We start from the raw sequence: 16,493 nt of genomic DNA, 5'->3' as shown, positions 1-16,493 counted from the left end.
CATAAGGAGTTGTGCGGTGGTCGTCTTCGCCGGGCAGGGTGACGCGCGCCGGTCGCTGGATCTGCTGTGGCGCCCGCAGGACGGCGGGCGGCGCGGCGGTCCGGGCCCGCGGCCGGGGCTGAGCGTGGAGGTGATCGTGGCGACGGCCATCGCCGTCGCCGACGCCGAGGGGATGGCGGCGCTGTCCATGCGGGCGGTGGGGGAGCGTCTCGGCCGCACCGCGATGTCGCTGTACACCTACGTCCCCGGCAAGAGCGAGCTGGTCGACCTCATGTACGACCGGGTGCTCGCCGAGCTGCCCGCCGGCTACGACACCGCGGCGGGATGGCGGACGGCGGCGACGTCCTGGGCCGAGGACACCTGGGCGTTCCTGCTGAGCCATCCGTGGGTGCTGCAGGTGTCGCAGGCGCGGCCGGTGCTCGGGCCGAACGAGTACCGCATGCTGGACGCGCTGCTGGGCGTCCTGCGCGCGACCGGCCTGCCGCCGCGGTCGGTGCGCCCCCTGGTCGGGACGCTGCTGCACTTCGTGCGGGGCTCGGCCCAGGCCGTCGCCGAGGCGCGGCAGGCCGCGGCGGTGACGGGAGTGTCCGACGAGGAGTGGTGGCAGGCCCGCTCGGCGGTCCTGCAGGAGGTCGCGCCCGACTTCGCCGGGCGCTTCCCCTCGGTGGCGTGGCTGGAGAGCGAGCCGCCCGGCGAGCCCGGCGACCCCGCGACCTACCTGGAGCGCGAGGCGCGCCGGGCCTTCGAGTCCGGGCTCGGCGTCATCCTGGACGGCATCGAGGCCGCTGCTCAGGGACGCTAGCCGGGGAGGTGCTCCAGGAAGCGGCGCAGCGCCGGGTTGGGGTTGCCGCGCAGCCACGCCAGGGTGATCGGGACCGTGGGGACGGGCTCGGCGAAGCGGCGGACGGCGACGCCGGGGACGTGGAGCGCGGCCGCCTTGCCCTCGGTGATGAAGGTGACGCCGTGCCCCTGCGCCACGGCGTGCAGCATGTGCTCCTCCTCCGGCTCCCAGTGCGCCGGTTCCGGGCGGACGCCTTCGCCGAACACCTCGTCGAGCATGCGGTCCCACATGCGCGGGCCGTGCTCGCGCGGCCACCAGACCAGCGGGCGGCCGGTCACGTCGGCGCGGCGCAGGCGGCGCTTGCGGGCCAGCGGGTCGGCGCTGGGGACGGCCGCCACGATGGCCTCGGTGCCGACGGTGCGGTCGGCCAGGTCGTCGCGCGGGTCGTCCAGCATCCGCAGGAACGCCGCGTCGATCGAGCGGTCGCGCAGCCGCTGCTCGTCCTGGGCGGTGAAGCCGCTGGTGACCCTGACCTCCACGGCCGGATGGGCGGCGCGGAAGGGGTCCACCAGCTCGGTGACGACGCGGCGCGGCGCGGACCGGGTGAGGCTGATCGTCAGGCGTCCGGCCTCGCCGGTGCCGTGGCGGCGGGCCAGCTCCACCGCGGCGTCGGCGCGGGCGAGGACGTCGGTGGCGGCGGGCAGCAGCGCCGCCCCGGCGGCGGTCAGCGCCACGCCGCGCCGGTTGCGCGCGAACAGCTCGACGCCCAGTTCCCGCTCGAACGCCTTGATCTGCTGGCTGAGGCCGGGCTGGGCCACGTGCAGCCGCTGCGCGGCGCGGCCGTAGTGCAGTTCCTCGGCGACCGCGACGAAGTAGCGCAGATGCCGTAGTTCCATGCCCCCGCATCCTAGCCGCTGTGATCACTGCGGCTTATCACAGGGGAAGATCCCGGACTTGGACGCGGCCGCGGCGCCGGTGGCTGAATACCGGCATGACCACAGTGATCATCAATCGCTCCCGTGCCGCCGGCGGCGCCGCGGCACGGCCCTGGGCCGCGCTGGCCGCGGTGCTGCTCGCCACGTTCATGGGCGTGCTGGACGCCGGCATCGTGACGGTCGCCGTGCCGTCGGTCCAGCGCGATCTGCACGCCTCGTTCGGCGCGGTGCAGTTCGTGGCCGCCGGCTACGCCCTCGCCTACGCGGTCGGGCTGGTGACGGGCGGCCGGCTCGGCGACCGGTACGGCCGCCGCCGGATGTTCCTGACCGGTGTCGTGCTGTTCGTGCTGGCCTCGCTGGCGTGCGCGGCGGCGCCGACGGCGCCCGCGCTGATCGCCGCGCGCGTGCTGCAGGGGCTGGCCGCGGCGGTGATGCTCCCGCAGGTCCTGTCGATCATCCAGCACGCCTTCACCGGCCAGGCCCGCGCCACCGCGCTCGCCTGCTACGGCGCGGCGGTCGGGTTGGCGTCCATCGCCGGGCAGCTCGCCGGCGGCGCGCTGCTCGCCTGGGACGCCCTCGGCCTCGGCTGGCGCGCGGTGTTCCTGGTGAACGTCCCGATCGGGGCGGTGGCGCTGGTCGCGGCGGGGCTGACCGTCCGCGAGAGCCGGGGCGCGCAGGCCAGGCCCGACCTGGCCGGGGCCGGGCTGCTGGCGCTCGCGCTCACGGCCCTGCTGCTCCCGCCCGTGCTGGAGCGGGGCCTGCCGGTCGTCGCGGCCGGAACCGGCGCCGGGCTGGCGCTGTTCGCGGCGTTCGCGCTGGTCGAGCGGCGGCAGGCGGATCCGCTGGTGCCGATGCGGCTGCTGGCCCAGCGGCGGATCGTCCGCGGGCTGCTGACCGTGCTGGCCTTCTACGCGGGCAACGCCGGGTTCTTCCTGCTGCTCGCCTACCACCTGCAGGCCGGGCTCGGCCTGGACCCGCTCGGCAGCGGCCTGGTCTTCGCGCCGCTCGGCGCCGGGTTCGCCGTGGCGAGCCTCGCCGGCCGCCGGCACGGCGGGCCGGCCCGCGGGACGGTCCTGATGGCGATCGGTCTGGCCGGGGTGCTGCTCGTCGTGCTGTCCGCCCCGGCGGGAGACCAGATCGGCCGGCTGCTGCCCCTGCTCACGCTGTGCGGGGTCGGGCAGGGCCTGGTCGCCGCACCGCTGATCGGCACGGTGCTGGCCGGGGTGGACCCGGCGGACGCCGGGGCCGCCGGTGGTGTCCTGCTCACCGCCACGCAGGTCGCGAACGCCGCGGGCGTGGCGCTGATCGGGGCCCTGTTCGCCCGCGTCCTCGGTTCCGCGCCCGGCTCGCCCGGCGTCCCCTTCACCGGCTACACCCACGCCACCGCCGTCACCACCGTGGCCGTCCTGGTCCTGGCCGCCGTCACCGGCCTGTGCGCAGGCCGCCGCTGAAACCCCTGACCGCTGAAACCCCTGGGAGACGACACCATGTGGCTCGACCCCGAACTCGCCGAGATCGCCGCGACGCTGCCGCGCACCGACCTCACCGATCCGGTCGCCGTGCGGGAGGCCGCGCTGGCCGCCGCCCGTGCCGCCGTCGCTGCGCTCCCGGCCGACGACACCGTCCAGATCACCGACCTGGAGACCGGCGGGCCGCGCGTCCGCGTGTACCGCCCGGTGGACGCGGACGCGCCCGCCCCCGTCGTGCTGGACTTCCACGGCGGCGGATTCGTCATGGGCAGCCTCGACAGCGAGCACCGGCGCGCCCTGGACCTGGCCCGGCGGACCGGCTTCGTGGTGATCTCGGTGGACTACCGGCTGGCCCCTGAGCACCCTTTCCCCGCCGGGCTGGAGGACTGCTACGAGGCCCTGTGCTGGACGGTGGAGAACGCCACCGAACTGGGCGTCGACCCCGCCCGCCTCGCCGTCGCCGGCGGCAGCGCGGGCGGCGGGCTCGCCGCCGCGGTGACCCTGCTGGCCCGCGACCGGGGCGGCCCGGCCATCGCGTTCCAGCTCCTCATCTGCCCGGCGCTCGACGACCGCATGCGCACCCGCTCGGCGGCCTCGTTCACCGACGTCCCGGCGTTCGACTCGGCCGCCGCCGCCCAGATGTGGCCGCTCTACCTCCCGGCGGGCCTCGACGGCGTCGACGAGCCGGCCTACGCCGCGCCCGCCCGCGCCGCGGACCTGTCCGGCCTGCCGCCCGCCTACGTCCTCACCGCCGAGCACGACCCGCTGCGCGACGAGGGCAACCGGTACGCGCTCGGGCTGCTGGACGCGGGCGTGCCGGTCGAGCTGCACCACGTGCCGGGGACGTTCCACGTCTTCGACCATGTGGCCCCCGACGCCGGGATCTCCCGGCGGGCCCGCGCCGAGATGGCCGCCGCGCTCGTCCGCGCGCTGTGAGCGCGGGCACCGGAAAGGGCGGACCGTGAATACCAAACGGTATTAGGGGAAAAGTTCCGATCGGTATTATTACCCCGAGAAGACGGAATACTGTCCCCTTTCGGCCAAGATGCCGGGTCGTCTGGAATTTCCTTATGTTTCACCCCGCAACGGGCGGGGCCGCGTGTAGCGTCGGGCACCGCGACCCACACCTGGCGGGGGTGAAGCAATGCTCGGCATCGACGGCTGCCTGAACCGGATCATGGAGATCCCCGGCGCCCGCAGCGTCACCCTGGTGGACGGGGCGAGCGGCCTGGCGGTCGCCGCGGCCGGCCACCGGGACCGGCTCGACCAGCACGAGGACGCGGCGGCGACCACCGAGGCGGTGCGCTCGGTGCTGGCCTGCCCCGCCTTCGGCACCGGCCGCGCGGGGGACGACATCACCGAGATCATCGTGCGCGGGACGCGCGGTTTCCATCTGCTCACGCTCTTCGGGCAGACCTTCGACGGGCAGTTGTTCCTGCATCTGTCCGTCGATCACGACAAGGGGAATCTCGCACTGGCCCGGATTCACGTCCAAAGGCTCATCGAGGAAATGGGCGTCACCGGCGATGAGCGGTAAGGCCCTTGCGGTGACGGCCGCCGATCCGGGGAACGAGGAAACCCGGATCCTCGCGGAACTGCGCCGCCTGGAGAAGGAAAGGCGCACCGGGGTGCTGCGCGTCGGCGACGAGGGGGCCTTCCATGTGGCCGAGGGCGCCGTCGTCTTCGCCGGGAGCCGCCGCGCCACCGGCCTGGACCGGCTCGCCGTCGGGTCGGGCATGGTCAGCACCGAGGAGTGGGGCCGGATCAGGCTCGGCGGCCTGGACGGCGCGCCCGGCCTGCCCCGGCCGCAGCTGGAGATGTTCGCGCTGCTGGCGCTGTTCGACGCGGCCTACTTCCTGCTCGGCTCGGCCGCCGTCCCGCGGTTCGGCGCCGGCCCGGCGCACTGGCTCGCGCCGCTCTGCCGGGTCACCCCGGCGACGCTGGCGCACGAGTGCGCGCGGCGGCGCGACCGGCTGGACGCCGTGTGGCCCGTGCCGCCCACCGACCTGGCGCCGGTCGTGCCGGTCCGCCGGATCCGCCGGCAGCGGGTCGTGCTCACCGGGCTTCAGGCCGAACTGCTGCTGAACGCCGACGGCCGGCGCACGCCCGCCGAGCTGGCGCTGGACCTCGGCCGCACCACCTACGGCTGCCTGCTGGCCGCGCGGGAGCTGGGCGCCGCCGGGCTGATCCGGCCGGCGGCGGTGCGGGCCCCGCGCGCCGCGCCGCCCGCGCCGGTCCGGCCGCCCGCGCCGGCGGCGCAGTGGTCGCCGCCCGACATGGACGTGCTGGTGCGCCTGCGCACGGCCCTGAAGGAATGCATGTGAGCACGCCGCGACCGCGACTGGGCGATCTGATGAGGAGGCTGACGAAGGTGACCACGCCGGGGACCGGGCCCGATCCGCTCGTGCTGGCCGAGCTGAAGACCCTGCGCGACCGCGTCGGCGACCTGGTCGGCAGCCTGGTCGCCTCCTCCGACGGCCTGCTCATCGCCTGCGACCTGCCCGGGCGCGTCGAGCCCGCCGGGATGGCCGCGCTCACCGCCTCGGAGCTGGCCCTGTCGTACCGGCTCGCCGCGACCGCGCACGGCGGCGCGCTCCACGAGGTCGTCGTGCGCGGCACCGGCGGCTACGTGGTGATCTACGCGGCGGGCCGCGCCGCGTCCCTGACCGTGCTGGCGTCCCCGGGCGTCAACGTCGGCCGGCTCCATCTGGAGTCGCGGCCGGTCGCCCGCGCCATCGCCGGGCACCTGGCCGCACCGGCCCCGCAACCGCGCGACACCGACCGCGAGTGAACCGACCGCGAGTGAAAGGAAACCCCATGAGCAACATGGACCTGGCCCTGAAGGACATGATGTCGATCGACGGCGCCGTCGGCGCGGCCGTCGTCGACTACAACAGCGGCATGGCCCTCGGCATGCTCGGCAGCTCCAAGTCGCTGGACCTGCAGGTCGCCTCGGCCGGCAACACCGAGGTGATGCGCGCCAAGATGCGCACGATGGAGCAGCTGAACCTCAAGGACGACATCGAGGACATCCTCATCACGCTGTCGGGGCAGTACCACATCATCCGGCCGGTGACCGGCCGCAAGTCCAAGGGCCTGTTCCTCTACATGGTGCTGGACCGGAGCCGGGCCAACCTGGCGCTGTCGCGGCACCGCCTCAAGGGCATCGAGGAGGACCTGGAGGTCTGAGACCTGCCGTGGTCCCCGTAAGGGGGGAGGGGACCACGGCACACCCTCGGGTCAGGACGGCCGGGCCGGCGCGTCCGCCCGGGTGAGCGCCGACATCCGCGGGCCGATGGGGATCATGGCGCCGATGCAGTCCAGGACGCGGTCCAGGCCGTAGCGGAACCGCTCGTCGGGGGACATGTGGGGCTGGCGGGCGTCCATGACGATCCGGGCGAACATCGGATGCTCGCCGCTGCGGATCAGCTGGTCCACGTACGGGGAGTTCCGCCTCATCCGCTGCTCCGCGGTCGCCCCGCCGCGCTCGGCCTCCCGCTCCCAGGCGATCTCGGCCCGGACCGCCAGCTGGGCGTGCCCCATCACCATGCCGACGTAGGTGAGGATGTCGTCGATGGGCAGGCCGACGTCCAGGGCGCCGTAGGCGAACTCGATGACGCGCAGCTGGTTCGGGCCGAAGACGGCGCCGGCCGGGGGCAGGTCGGCCAGCCACCGGTGGCGGAGCCCGACGGCGCGGGTGTGCCGCGCGACGAGGGCGAGGTCGGCGCGCCAGTCGCCCGAGGGCCGCTCGGGCAGCGGCTCCTGGCCGATCGCGTGGTCGACCATGAGCGCGATCAGGTCGTCGCGGCTCGGCACGTACCGGTACAGCGTCATCGCGCCGGTGCCGATCTCGGCCGCGATGCGGCGCATGGAGGCCGCCTCCAGGCCCTCGGCGTCGGCGACGCGGATCGCCGCCTCGGTGATCTGCGCGCGGCTGTAGGCCGGGCGCGGCCCGCGGGCCGGGCGCTCGGGGCGCATCCAGATGTTCGGGGACGCGGTGTCGGCCACCGGCTCACCTCCTGCGCCACATCCTAGTTGCGTACGGCGTACCCGGTTGTTTACCCTCGGGGGCAACAACCGCGTACGTCGTACCCAATGGGAGGGCCGATGACCGAGCCCATCGTGATCGCCGAGGGGCTGCACAAGCGCTTCGGCGCGACCCGCGCGCTGTGCGGGCTGGACCTGGCCGTCCCCGCGGGCACCGTCTGCGGGCTGCTCGGGCCGAACGGCGCGGGCAAGACCACCGCCGTGCGGATCCTGGCGACGCTCGCCGACCCCGACGCCGGGCACGCCCGCGTCGCCGGGTACGACGTCGCCCGGCAGGCCGACCAGGTGCGGGCGCGCATCGGCCTGGCCGGGCAGCATGCGGCGGTGGACCAGAAGCTGACCGGGCGCGGCAACCTGCGCATGTTCGGGCGGCTCTACCACCTGTCGCGGCGCGACGCCCGGCGCCGGGCCGACGAGCTGCTGGAGCGCTTCGGGCTGGCCGAGGCCGCGGACCGGCAGGTGGAGGGCTACTCCGGCGGCATGCGCCGCCGCCTGGACCTGGTCGCCAGCCTGATCCTGCGCCCGCAGGTGCTGTTCCTGGACGAGCCGACCACGGGCCTGGACCCGCGCAGCCGCGGCGAGATCTGGGACGCCGTGCGCGAACTGGTCGCCGACGGCACGACCGTGCTGCTGACCACCCAGTACCTGGACGAGGCCGACCGGCTCGCCGACCACGTCGCGGTCGTCGACCACGGCCGGGTCATCGCCGGCGGCACGCCCGACGAGCTGAAGTCCGCCGTCGGCGACCGGCTCGACGTGGCGCTCGCCGACCCCGCGCAGGCCTCCATCGCGGCGAACGTGCTGATCGGCCTGGCCGGCGCCGCCCCGGAACTGGCCGGCGGGCGGCTCAGCGTGGCGCTGACGCGCGGGCCGGTCCGGCTCGTCGAGGCCGTGCGCGAGCTGGACCGGGCCGGTGTCGACGCCGCCGACGTCGGCCTGCGCCGCCCCACGCTCGACGAGGTGTTCCTGCGCCTCACCGAAGACGCCCCCGGCCGCGAGAAGGAGACCGTGCGATGACCGCCCCCGCCCTCACCCCGGCCCCGGCCAGCCCGGCCGGCCGGCTGCGCTGGACCCTCGCCGACGGCCTCACCCTGGTCGGCCGCGAGCTCGGCCGGATCCGGCAGCAGCCCGGCGAGCTGGTCGTCGCGATGATCTTCCCGGCGATCATGGTGGTGCTGTTCGGGTACGTGTTCGGCAGCGCGATCGCGGTGCCCGGCGGCGGCAACTACCGCGAGTACCTGATGCCGGGCCTGTTCGCCATGGTCACCTTCACCTCCCTCATGGCCGTCACCATGAAGGTCGCCTCGGACGCCTCGCGCGGGGTGATGGACCGCTTCCGCGCCATGCCGATGGCGCGTTCGGCGGTGCCGTTCGGGCAGACCGGCGCGGACGTGCTGGGCGGCCTGCTGGCCATGGCGATGATGGTCGCGGCGGGACTGCTCGTCGGCTGGCGCGCGCACCGCGGCCCCGCCCCCACCCTGGAGGCGTTCGGGCTGATCTTCGCGATGCGCTACGCGCTCGCCTGGGTCGGCTGCTACCTCGGGCTGGTGGTGAAGAACGAGCAGGTCGCCGACGGCCTGATGCCGCTGATCCTGCCGTTCACCATGCTGTCGAACTCGTTCGTGCCGACCGGCGGCATGCCGGGCTGGCTGCGGTTCCTGGCGGACTGGAACCCCTGCAGCGCGCTGACGGCGGCCTGCCGGACCCTGTTCGGCAACCCGGGCGTGGTCACCGGGGACACGGCGTGGCCGGTCGCGCACCCGGTCACGGCGGTGCTGGCATGGACGGCGGCGCTGCTGGTGGTGTTCGTCCCGCTGACGGTGCGCACCTACAACAGGCGGGGCCGCTGAGGCCCCTGCCGTGAAGCGGCGGGGACGGGCCGTCCCCGCCGCGGGCTCACCCGCCGTCCCGTGCCGCGGTCTGGCGCACGCCTTCGAGCATGCCCTTGATCACCTGCGCGTACTCCGCCCGGACCCGGGCCTTGTCCCCCTCGGCGGCGTCGGCCAGCGCCATGCCCGCCGCGCCGAAGATGTGGAAGGTGACCCGGGCCATCGGCTCCACCGGCAGCGCCGGGATGTCGCCGGCCCCGACCAGGTCCCGCACCATCTGCTCGATCAGCCCGTAGGCGTACTTCTCCTCGCACTCCCGCCAGCGCTTCCAGCCGAGCGCGAGGGGCGCCTCCTGCCAGACCACCCGCCCGTACACCGGGTCGCACGAGTGCTCGAGGAACGCGTCGATGCCGGCCAGCGCCGCCTGCCAGGGGTCGTCCGACGCCGCCGCCTCGGTGACGCGGCGGATCATCTCGGCCTCCGCCCGCTCGAACGCGGCCTGGAACAGCGCGGTCTTGCTCGCGAAGTGGTGGTACACCGCGCCCCGGGTCGCCCGGATGTCGGCGGCGACGTCCTCCAGTGAGGTGCCGGCGAAGCCGTGCTCGGCGAACCGGCGGGTGGCGGCCTCGAGCAGGGCGGTCCGGGTCGCCTCCGAGTACTGCTCCCGGCGGCTCTTGACAGGTGACATACGCCGAGTATACGAACATACTTAGCGTATGTTTCCAACACGGGGTAGGTGCTCGCGATGACCGAGACGGAACTGCTCTTCAACCCGCTGGAGCCGGCGTTCGCCGGCGATCCCTATCCCGCCTACCGGCTGCTGCGGGAGGCCGACCCGGTGCACGAGCACCCGTTCGGGTTCTGGATGCTGACCCGGTACGAGGACGTCGCGGCCACCCTGCGGGCCGGGCTGTCGGTCGAGATGCGCCACCTGGCCGAGGGCGTGGTCCGGGCCCAGTTCGACGAGCTCGACCAGAGCGGCAGCAACGTCTTCTCCATGTCCATGCTGGACCGCGACCCGCCCGACCACACCCGGCTGCGCTCGCTGGTGTCGAAGGTGTTCACCCCGCGCTCGGTCGCGGCGCTGGAGCCGGAGATCGTCCGCCTGGTCGACGTCGCGCTGGAGCGCATCGAGCGGGAGGGCCGCGCCGACCTGGTGAGCGCGCTGGCGTTCCCGCTGCCGTTCATGGTGATCTCCCGGATGCTCGGGGTGCCCTCCAGCGACCACGCCCGCATCCGGGAGCTGAGCGGCCTGCTGGTCAACTCCCTGGAGGTCGTCGGCGACCCCGAGCTGCTCAAGGCCATCGCCGCGGCCGGGCAGGAGCTGGACGGCGTCGCCCGCGAGCTGATCGCCTGGAAGCGCGCCAACCCGGCCGACGACCTGCTCAGCGCGCTGATCGCCGCCGAGCACGAGGGCGCGATGCTGTCCGACGACGAGCTGGTCGCGCAGCTGGTGCTGCTGTACGTGGCCGGGCACGAGACGACCGTGAGCCTGATCTCCAACGGCGTGCTGGCGCTGCTGCGCAACCCCGACCAGCTCGAGCTGCTGCGCGCGAACCCGGACCTGGCCGGCAACGCGGTGGAGGAGTTCCTGCGCTACGACAGCCCGGTGCAGCAGACCCGCCGCATCACCACCGCCCCCTACACCGTGGGGGGCAGGGAGATCCCCGCCAACAGCTTCGTCATCACCTGCCTGGCGTCGGCCAACCGGGACGAGTCCTACTGGGGCCCCGACGCCGACCGGCTGCGGCTGGACCGGCCGAACGCCCGCACCCACGTGTCCTTCAGCGCGGGCCCGCACCACTGCCTCGGCGCGGCGCTGGCCCGGCTGGAGGGGCGGGTGGCGATCCAGCGGCTGGTCGAGCGCTTCCCTGACCTCGCCCTCGACGGCGAGGTCGTCTGGAACGGCCGGATCAACCTGCGCGGCCCGAAGACGCTCCCGATCCGCGTGACGCCGTAACGGGCGGGAGGCCCCCGGCGGATGCCGGGGGCCTCCCTTACTGTCAGACCCCGAAGGGCGCCGGGTAGCGGACGATTCCGGACGGGACGGGCCCAGAGCCGTCCAGCACCAGCGCCATCAGCGCCTCGTCCGGCACGTCGAACGACACCCCGATGCCGAGCGAGGATGCCCGGACGAACCCGAAGCGCGGGTAGTACTCCGGATGCCCGAGCACCACCACCAGGCGTTCGCCGCGTGCGCGGGCCGCGGCCAGCGCCGCCTCCACGACGGTGCCGCCGACGCCGCCGCGCTGGTAGGCGGGCAGCACCGAGACCGGCGCAAGGGCCAGCGCGTCGGCGTCGCCGACCTGGCAGCGGGTGAGCAGCGCGTGGCCGACCACCTCACCGCCCGGCGACTCGGCGACCCAGGACAGGCCCGGCAGCCACGCCGGGTCGGACCGCAGCGCCTCCACCAGGTCGGCCTCCTCGGCGGTCGGGAACGCCGCCGCGACGACCCGGCGGATCGCCGCGGCGTCCCCGGTGGTCTCGGGCCTGGTCTTCCAGCCGGTCACGGCGCCCCCTCGCCCCGGCCCTTGCCCTGCAGCTTGTACCGCTGGCGCTGGGCCTTGTGGATCGTCTTCCACTTGCTCAGGCGCTCGGCGGCGAGCCGGGCGTCGCTGCGGGAGGCGATCCACTCGTTCTCGCGCACCAGCTTGCGGTAGCTGGCCAGGCGCCGGGGCGGCAGGGTGCCGTCCTCGATGGCGGCCTGGACGGCGCAGCCGGGTTCGGTGTCGTGCGCGCAGTCGCCGAACCGGCAGCCCTGCGCGAGCTCCTCGATCTCGGCGAAGGCCTGCTGGATGCCCTCGGCGGCGTCGAACAGCCCGACGCCGCGCAGGCCGGGGGTGTCGATGAGCACGCCGCCGCCGGGCAGCGGCAGCAGCTCGCGGCGGACGGTGGTGTGCCGGCCCTTGCCGTCGCCCGCCCGCACCGCGCCGGTGGCGAGCACGTCGCCGCCGAGCAGGGCGTTGCCGAGGGTGGACTTGCCCGCCCCCGACGGCCCGATCAGCACGACCGTGCCGGTGAGCACGGCCGCGGCGACGTCCACGCCGTCGCCGGTGGCGGCGCTGACCGCGATGATCTCGGCGCCGGGCGCGGCCTCGGCGACCCGCGCCGCGTCCGCGGCGGGATCGGGGCTGTGGTCGGACTTGGTGAGCACGACGACCGGGCGGGCGCCGCTCTCCCAGGCCAGCGCCAGCATCCGCTCGATGCGGCCGAGGTCGACCTCGGTCTCCAGCGAGACGGCGATGGCGACGGTGTCGACGTTGGCCGCGAGCACCTGGCCGTGGGAGGTGCGGGCGGCCGACGAGCGGACGATCGCGGTCCGGCGGGGGAGCAGCGCCGCCAGGGCGGGCTGCGCCCCGGGCCGCAGCGCGGCCCAGTCGCCGGTGCAGGGGGACAGGGACGGATCCTCGTGGGACAGGACCGGGGTGGAGTCGGCCCGCAGCGGGCCGTCTTCGGTGATGACGTCGCAGCGGACGCGGTCGACCCCGGCGACGCGGGCCGGGATCAGCCCCGCGGCGTAGTGCGGGGCGAAGGCGGTCTCCAGGTCGTCGTCCCAGCCGAACGGGACGAGGGCCTGCGGAAATGCAGAAGACAACGGTATGGAACCCTTGAGTGAAGGGGCCGGGCGCGGACGCGCGGAATCGCGGTCAGGCGCGGGCCCGGGAGGTGTGGATGGCTCGGATGCTGCGCGCAGCAGCGACCACAGTGACGGCCATCGACGTTCACCTCCCTCTCGTTCCACGGCCACTATAGCTCCCTCCGAGGTAGGAGGTGGAAGCCGCCATGCGCCGGTTATGGTGATTTACAGGTACCCGAACGGGAGGTCACGGCCGTGGACGGACAGGTGGACGGCACCGCCGGGGAGTCTGCGACCAGCGGTTCCGCCGAGCGCGCGGGACTGCCCGCCAAGATCGACCAGGCCGCGGCCGAGCGGCTGGAGGACATCTGGAACGGGCTCGCGCCGACCGCGTCGCAGGCGGCGCGGCACGCCGCCGTGCTGACCGGCCCGGTCCGCCAGGCCGGCCGCGACGCCGCGGGCCGGGCGGCGGTGCAGATCGTCGACCAGCTGAACCGCACCGGCGCGATGCGCGCGGTGGAGCGGGCCGCGCGCGACGCCGCGGTGCGGATCGCCTCGGCCGCCGCGGAGAAGGCGGTGCTGGAGGCGCGCGCCGTCGCCGAGTCCAACGCCGTGACCGGCACCGCGCTCGGTGTCACCACCACGGCGGTCGCGCTGGCCGGGCAGGCCGCGCAGCACCCGGTGGCGGCGGCCGCGGCCCGGCTGGCCGCGCGCAACCCGTTCGCGCGGGCCGCCACCGCGACCGCGCTGGACGTGGCGAACCGGACGGTGTCGGCGCCGATCGTGCAGGCCGCCACCAGGGCCGTCGTGGACAGCGCCCTGGACGCCGTCGCCGACGTGGCGGTGGAGGTCGCGCTGGACGTCGGCCGCGACATCGCGGCGCAGGTCGTCCAGGAGGTGGCCAAGGAGAGCGCCCGCGAGCTGGTCTCGGTGGTGCGCGGCCGGGCGCAGGACGCCGCCGCGCTCACCCCGCTGACCGCCGCGATGGCCGATGCCGCCGGGCAGGCGGCCCGCAGCGACGCCGCCCGCGCGGCCGGCGGGCTGCTGGCCGCGGTGGCGGGCAGCGCCCTGGCGCGCACCGCCCGTGACATGGCCGCGCGCGCCGCGCTGCAGGCGACGGTGTTCGCGATCGAGACCGTGATGGCCGAGCTGCTGCGCGAGGCGCTGCGGCTGGCGATGAAGGACGCGCTGCGCGACCTGATGCGCGACGTGGCCAAGGACGTCGTCGTCGACGTCATGCGCACCACCTGGGTCACCGCGACCCGGCCCGTCCCGCCGGCGCCGGCCGAGGCGTCCGCCATGTCGGCCCGCGACATGGCCCGCCGCGCCGCGCGCACCGCCACGTCCCTGATGGCCGCCACCGGCGCGCCGGCCTCGGCCACCGGCATCGCGGTGCGGGTGACGACCCGGACCGCGCCGCGCGCCGTCCCCAAGATCGCGGTGAGCACGCTGCGGAACGCCTCCCGGTACCGGCCGTGGACGCGCCGCACCCCGCTGCCGGTCCCGGACCGGCCCGCGGTCGTCGCCGGGACCGTGGCGACCGGGCCCGTGCTGACCGGAAGGGTGGTCCGCCGCGCCTCCTGAACGCGCGCTCAGCGGTTCATGAGAGCCGCATGAGAATCGCGCCGCGCCGGATCGGCGAGACATCGCCGCTGGTTACGGTGGGTGCATGGAGCAGCGGATTCTGATCGTGGACGACGAGCCGGCCGTCCGCGAGTCCCTCGCCGGCAGCCTGGAGTTCGAGGGGTACCGGGTCGATTCCGCCGCCGACGGGGTGCTGGCGCTGGAGCGGGTCGCCGCGCAGGCCCCCGACCTGATCGTGCTGGACGTGCTGATGCCCCGGATGGACGGGCTCACCGCGTGCCGCCGGCTGCGCGCGCAGGGCGCCACGATGCCGGTGCTGATGCTGACCGCCCGCGACATGGTCGGCGACCGGGTCACCGGCCTGGACGCGGGCGCCGACGACTACCTGGTCAAGCCGTTCGAGCTGGACGAGCTGCTGGCCCGCGTCCGCGCCCTGCTGCGGCGCAGCGCGATGGCCGCGCCCGCCCCGGCCGGGCCGGGCGAGGTGCTGGCGTTCGCCGGCCTGCGGATGGACACCGCCGCCCGCGAGGTCACCCGCGACGGCGAGCCGCTGGAGCTGACCCGCACCGAGTACATGCTGCTGGAGATGTTCCTGGCCCATCCCCGGCAGGTGCTGACCCGCGAGCAGATCCTGGAGACGGTCTGGGGCTTCGACTTCGAGCCCGCCTCCAACTCCCTGGACGTCTACGTGATGTACCTGCGGCGCAAGACCGAGGCCGGCGGGCGGCCCCGGCTGGTGCACACCGTGCGCGGTGTCGGCTACGTGCTGCGCGCGGGCTCGTGATGCGCCGGCTGTCGCTGCGCGGCCGGCTCGCGCTGCTCATCGGGGCGGCGGTCGCGGTGGCGGTCGCCGCGTGCGCGGTGCTCAGCTGGTTCGTGGTGCGCGACCGGCTCTACAACGAGCTGGACCGGCGGCTGCACGCGGTCGGCGGCCCGCCCGGCGGGGGCCCGGTGCGCGGCCCGCTGGCGGTGGAGATCTCGCAGGCGCTGGCGGCGTGCTCGGCCGACCCGGTCACCCGGATCGTGCGGTCGCCGCTGCGCATGGGACCCTCCGACATCGCCCAGGTGGTCCGGGCCGACGGCACGCGCTGCACGCTGTCGAACGCGGGCGCGATCACCGTGACCGGCGCCGACGCCGCCGTCGCCAAGGGGGAGCGGCCCGAGGCGGTGCACGACGGGCGGGGCGTCACCGCCGCCGGCGACGCCGTCGACGTGCGGGTGCTCACCCGGGGGCTGGACACCGGCGGCGGCCCCCAGGTGGCGGTCTCGTTCGCCATCGATCTGGCCGAGGTGCAGGGCCCGCTGGAGGGGCTGGCGTTCGCGCTGCTGGCGGTCGCGGCGTTCGGGGTGCTGGCGTCGGCGGTGGCCGGGCTGGTGATCGCGCGCGCGTCGCTGCGGCCGGTGGACGAGCTGACCGGCGCGGTCGAGCACATCGCCCGCACCGAGGACCTGGGCGTGCGCATCCCCGAGGAGGGCACCGACGAGATCGCCCGGCTGAGCCGGTCGTTCAACACCATGACGGCCGCGCTCGCCGGGTCCCGCGAGCGGCAGCGGCAGCTCATCGCCGACGCCGGGCACGAACTGCGCACCCCGCTGACCAGCCTGCGCACCAACATCGACCTGCTGCTGCGCTCGGAGGCGACCGGCCGGGAACTGCCCGAAGGCACCCGGCGGCGGCTGCTGGCCAGCGTGAAGGCGCAGATGGTGGAGCTGTCCAGCCTGGTCGGCGACCTGCTGGAGCTGGCCCGCCCGGCCGGGGAGGAGACCGGCGGCGAGACGGTGGCGCTGCACGAGGTCGCCGGACGCGCCGTCGAGCGGGCCCGGCTGCGCGGGCCGGGCCTGCGCATCGAGGCGTCCATCGAGCCGTGGTTCGTGCACGGCGATCCCGGGTCGCTGGAGCGGGCGCTGGTGAACCTGCTGGACAACGCGGTGAAGTTCAGCCCGCCGGACGGCGAGGTCACGGTGCGGCTGGCCGGCGGCGAGCTGACCGTCCGCGACCACGGCCCGGGCATCGCCGCCGAGGACCTGCCGCACGTGTTCGAGCGGTTCTGGCGGTCGCCGTCGGCGCGCAGCCTGCCCGGGTCCGGGCTGGGCCTGTCGATCGTGGCGCGGGTCGTCGGGGAGACCGGCGGCGAGGTGGCGCTGGAGCCCGCCGAGGGCGGCGGCACACTGGCCCGTGTCCGGCTGCCGGGCACCGCCGAACCGGACGACTGAGGCATTCTCATCCGGGCTTAAGACGGGCCTCAGGGCCTTCCCACCCCGGCCGCCGAC

The 16,493-nt window shown here is 75.1% G+C and carries 18 protein-coding genes; 13 read left to right on the top strand and 5 right to left on the bottom strand.

The window, feature by feature from the left end:
- Window positions 1-16: 16 nt before the first annotated feature.
- Entirely contained in the window at window positions 17-802 is a 786-nt protein-coding gene (locus ACRB68_RS34625) for a TetR/AcrR family transcriptional regulator (RefSeq protein ID WP_328595166.1), read from the top strand.
- Here the strand turns inward: ACRB68_RS34625 and ACRB68_RS34620 are convergent.
- Entirely contained in the window at window positions 799-1,677 is an 879-nt protein-coding gene (locus tag ACRB68_RS34620) for a LysR family transcriptional regulator (RefSeq protein WP_153540075.1), read from the bottom strand. The genes ACRB68_RS34625 and ACRB68_RS34620 overlap by 4 nt on opposite strands.
- Window positions 1,678-1,772: 95 nt before the next feature.
- Here ACRB68_RS34620 and ACRB68_RS34615 point away from each other — a divergent pair, with 95 nt between their 5' ends.
- The 6 genes from ACRB68_RS34615 (at window position 1,773) to ACRB68_RS34590 (ending at window position 6,374) form a co-directional block, all read left to right on the top strand.
- Window positions 1,773-3,167, top strand: a complete 1,395-nt coding sequence (locus ACRB68_RS34615; RefSeq protein WP_153540073.1) for an MFS transporter — start codon at window positions 1,773-1,775, stop codon at window positions 3,165-3,167.
- A 36-nt stretch (window positions 3,168-3,203) separates the two neighbouring features.
- A complete protein-coding gene (locus ACRB68_RS34610; RefSeq protein WP_153540071.1) occupies window positions 3,204-4,121 on the top strand; it encodes an alpha/beta hydrolase in 918 nt (305 codons plus the stop codon).
- A 208-nt stretch (window positions 4,122-4,329) separates the two neighbouring features.
- On the top strand, window positions 4,330-4,722 hold the full coding sequence (locus ACRB68_RS34605; RefSeq protein ID WP_153540069.1) for a roadblock/LC7 domain-containing protein: 393 nt from the start codon (window positions 4,330-4,332) through the stop codon (window positions 4,720-4,722).
- On the top strand, window positions 4,712-5,509 hold the full coding sequence (locus ACRB68_RS34600; protein ID WP_153540067.1) for a transcriptional regulator: 798 nt from the start codon (window positions 4,712-4,714) through the stop codon (window positions 5,507-5,509). Before ACRB68_RS34605 ends, ACRB68_RS34600 begins: the two co-directional genes overlap by 11 nt.
- A 29-nt stretch (window positions 5,510-5,538) precedes the next feature.
- A complete protein-coding gene (locus ACRB68_RS34595) occupies window positions 5,539-5,976 on the top strand; it encodes a roadblock/LC7 domain-containing protein (protein ID WP_153540065.1) in 438 nt (145 codons plus the stop codon).
- A 26-nt stretch (window positions 5,977-6,002) separates the two neighbouring features.
- Window positions 6,003-6,374, top strand: coding sequence for a hypothetical protein (locus tag ACRB68_RS34590; RefSeq protein ID WP_153540064.1), 372 nt, complete (start codon window positions 6,003-6,005; stop codon window positions 6,372-6,374).
- Window positions 6,375-6,425: 51 nt separating this feature from the next.
- Here the strand turns inward: ACRB68_RS34590 and ACRB68_RS34585 are convergent, their stop codons facing one another.
- Window positions 6,426-7,193, bottom strand: coding sequence for a TetR/AcrR family transcriptional regulator (locus ACRB68_RS34585; RefSeq protein WP_328595165.1), 768 nt, complete (start codon window positions 7,191-7,193; stop codon window positions 6,426-6,428).
- A 99-nt stretch (window positions 7,194-7,292) separates the two neighbouring features.
- Between ACRB68_RS34585 and ACRB68_RS34580 the strand changes: the two genes are divergently transcribed.
- Together ACRB68_RS34580 and ACRB68_RS34575 are read left to right on the top strand one after the other, a co-directional pair.
- Complete coding sequence (locus tag ACRB68_RS34580) at window positions 7,293-8,249, top strand: ATP-binding cassette domain-containing protein (RefSeq protein ID WP_153540062.1); 957 nt, start codon at window positions 7,293-7,295, stop codon at window positions 8,247-8,249.
- Entirely contained in the window at window positions 8,246-9,082 is an 837-nt protein-coding gene (locus ACRB68_RS34575; protein WP_153540060.1) for an ABC transporter permease, read from the top strand. Before ACRB68_RS34580 ends, ACRB68_RS34575 begins: the two co-directional genes overlap by 4 nt.
- A 46-nt stretch (window positions 9,083-9,128) precedes the next feature.
- Here ACRB68_RS34575 and ACRB68_RS34570 read toward each other — a convergent pair whose 3' ends face one another.
- On the bottom strand, window positions 9,129-9,749 hold the full coding sequence (locus tag ACRB68_RS34570; RefSeq protein ID WP_153540058.1) for a TetR/AcrR family transcriptional regulator: 621 nt from the start codon (window positions 9,747-9,749) through the stop codon (window positions 9,129-9,131).
- A 57-nt stretch (window positions 9,750-9,806) separates the two neighbouring features.
- On the opposite strand from ACRB68_RS34570, the gene ACRB68_RS34565 reads away from it, so the two are divergent.
- Complete coding sequence (locus tag ACRB68_RS34565) at window positions 9,807-11,021, top strand: cytochrome P450 (RefSeq protein WP_153540056.1); 1,215 nt, start codon at window positions 9,807-9,809, stop codon at window positions 11,019-11,021.
- Window positions 11,022-11,064: 43 nt separating this feature from the next.
- Here ACRB68_RS34565 and ACRB68_RS34560 read toward each other — a convergent pair whose 3' ends face one another.
- Together ACRB68_RS34560 and rsgA are read right to left on the bottom strand one after the other, a co-directional pair.
- Window positions 11,065-11,571 carry a GNAT family N-acetyltransferase gene (locus ACRB68_RS34560; protein ID WP_328595164.1) on the bottom strand — a complete coding sequence of 169 codons (507 nt, stop codon included), beginning with the start codon at window positions 11,569-11,571 and terminating at the stop codon, window positions 11,065-11,067.
- Entirely contained in the window at window positions 11,568-12,656 is a 1,089-nt protein-coding gene (gene rsgA, locus ACRB68_RS34555; protein ID WP_153540054.1) for a ribosome small subunit-dependent GTPase A, read from the bottom strand. The genes ACRB68_RS34560 and rsgA overlap by 4 nt, the downstream gene beginning before the upstream one ends.
- A 237-nt stretch (window positions 12,657-12,893) precedes the next feature.
- Here rsgA and ACRB68_RS34550 point away from each other — a divergent pair, with 237 nt between their 5' ends.
- From ACRB68_RS34550 to ACRB68_RS34540, 3 genes are all read left to right on the top strand, one after another.
- Entirely contained in the window at window positions 12,894-14,222 is a 1,329-nt protein-coding gene (locus tag ACRB68_RS34550; protein WP_153540052.1) for a hypothetical protein, read from the top strand.
- An 85-nt stretch (window positions 14,223-14,307) separates the two neighbouring features.
- The gene (locus ACRB68_RS34545) at window positions 14,308-15,006 is read left to right on the top strand and encodes a response regulator transcription factor (RefSeq protein WP_153540050.1); all 699 of its coding nucleotides are present in this window, start codon (window positions 14,308-14,310) and stop codon (window positions 15,004-15,006) included.
- Entirely contained in the window at window positions 15,006-16,436 is a 1,431-nt protein-coding gene (locus ACRB68_RS34540) for a sensor histidine kinase (protein WP_153540048.1), read from the top strand. Before ACRB68_RS34545 ends, ACRB68_RS34540 begins: the two co-directional genes overlap by 1 nt.
- The last annotated feature ends 57 nt before the right edge of the window (window positions 16,437-16,493 follow it).

Source organism: Actinomadura macrotermitis (assembly GCF_009604375.1).
Classification (GTDB): Bacteria; Actinomycetota; Actinomycetes; order Streptosporangiales; family Streptosporangiaceae; genus Spirillospora; species Spirillospora macrotermitis.
This window is presented reverse-complemented; position numbering and strand designations above follow the sequence as displayed.

What these genes read in the sequence shown, in the direction of transcription:
- ACRB68_RS34620 (WP_153540075.1), bottom strand. Translation starts at nt 1,677, where the DNA reads ATGGAACTACGGCATCTGCGCTACTTCGTCGCGGTCGCCGAGGAACTG.
- ACRB68_RS34545 (WP_153540050.1), top strand. Translation starts at nt 14,308, where the DNA reads ATGGAGCAGCGGATTCTGATCGTGGACGACGAGCCGGCCGTCCGCGAG.
- ACRB68_RS34565 (WP_153540056.1), top strand. Translation starts at nt 9,807, where the DNA reads ATGACCGAGACGGAACTGCTCTTCAACCCGCTGGAGCCGGCGTTCGCC.
- ACRB68_RS34580 (WP_153540062.1), top strand. Translation starts at nt 7,293, where the DNA reads ATGACCGAGCCCATCGTGATCGCCGAGGGGCTGCACAAGCGCTTCGGC.
- ACRB68_RS34575 (WP_153540060.1), top strand. Translation starts at nt 8,246, where the DNA reads ATGACCGCCCCCGCCCTCACCCCGGCCCCGGCCAGCCCGGCCGGCCGG.
- ACRB68_RS34540 (WP_153540048.1), top strand. Translation starts at nt 15,006, where the DNA reads ATGCGCCGGCTGTCGCTGCGCGGCCGGCTCGCGCTGCTCATCGGGGCG.
- ACRB68_RS34600 (WP_153540067.1), top strand. Translation starts at nt 4,712, where the DNA reads ATGAGCGGTAAGGCCCTTGCGGTGACGGCCGCCGATCCGGGGAACGAG.
- ACRB68_RS34615 (WP_153540073.1), top strand. Translation starts at nt 1,773, where the DNA reads ATGACCACAGTGATCATCAATCGCTCCCGTGCCGCCGGCGGCGCCGCG.
- ACRB68_RS34610 (WP_153540071.1), top strand. Translation starts at nt 3,204, where the DNA reads ATGTGGCTCGACCCCGAACTCGCCGAGATCGCCGCGACGCTGCCGCGC.
- ACRB68_RS34570 (WP_153540058.1), bottom strand. Translation starts at nt 9,749, where the DNA reads ATGTCACCTGTCAAGAGCCGCCGGGAGCAGTACTCGGAGGCGACCCGG.
- ACRB68_RS34595 (WP_153540065.1), top strand. Translation starts at nt 5,539, where the DNA reads ATGAGGAGGCTGACGAAGGTGACCACGCCGGGGACCGGGCCCGATCCG.
- ACRB68_RS34605 (WP_153540069.1), top strand. Translation starts at nt 4,330, where the DNA reads ATGCTCGGCATCGACGGCTGCCTGAACCGGATCATGGAGATCCCCGGC.
- ACRB68_RS34590 (WP_153540064.1), top strand. Translation starts at nt 6,003, where the DNA reads ATGAGCAACATGGACCTGGCCCTGAAGGACATGATGTCGATCGACGGC.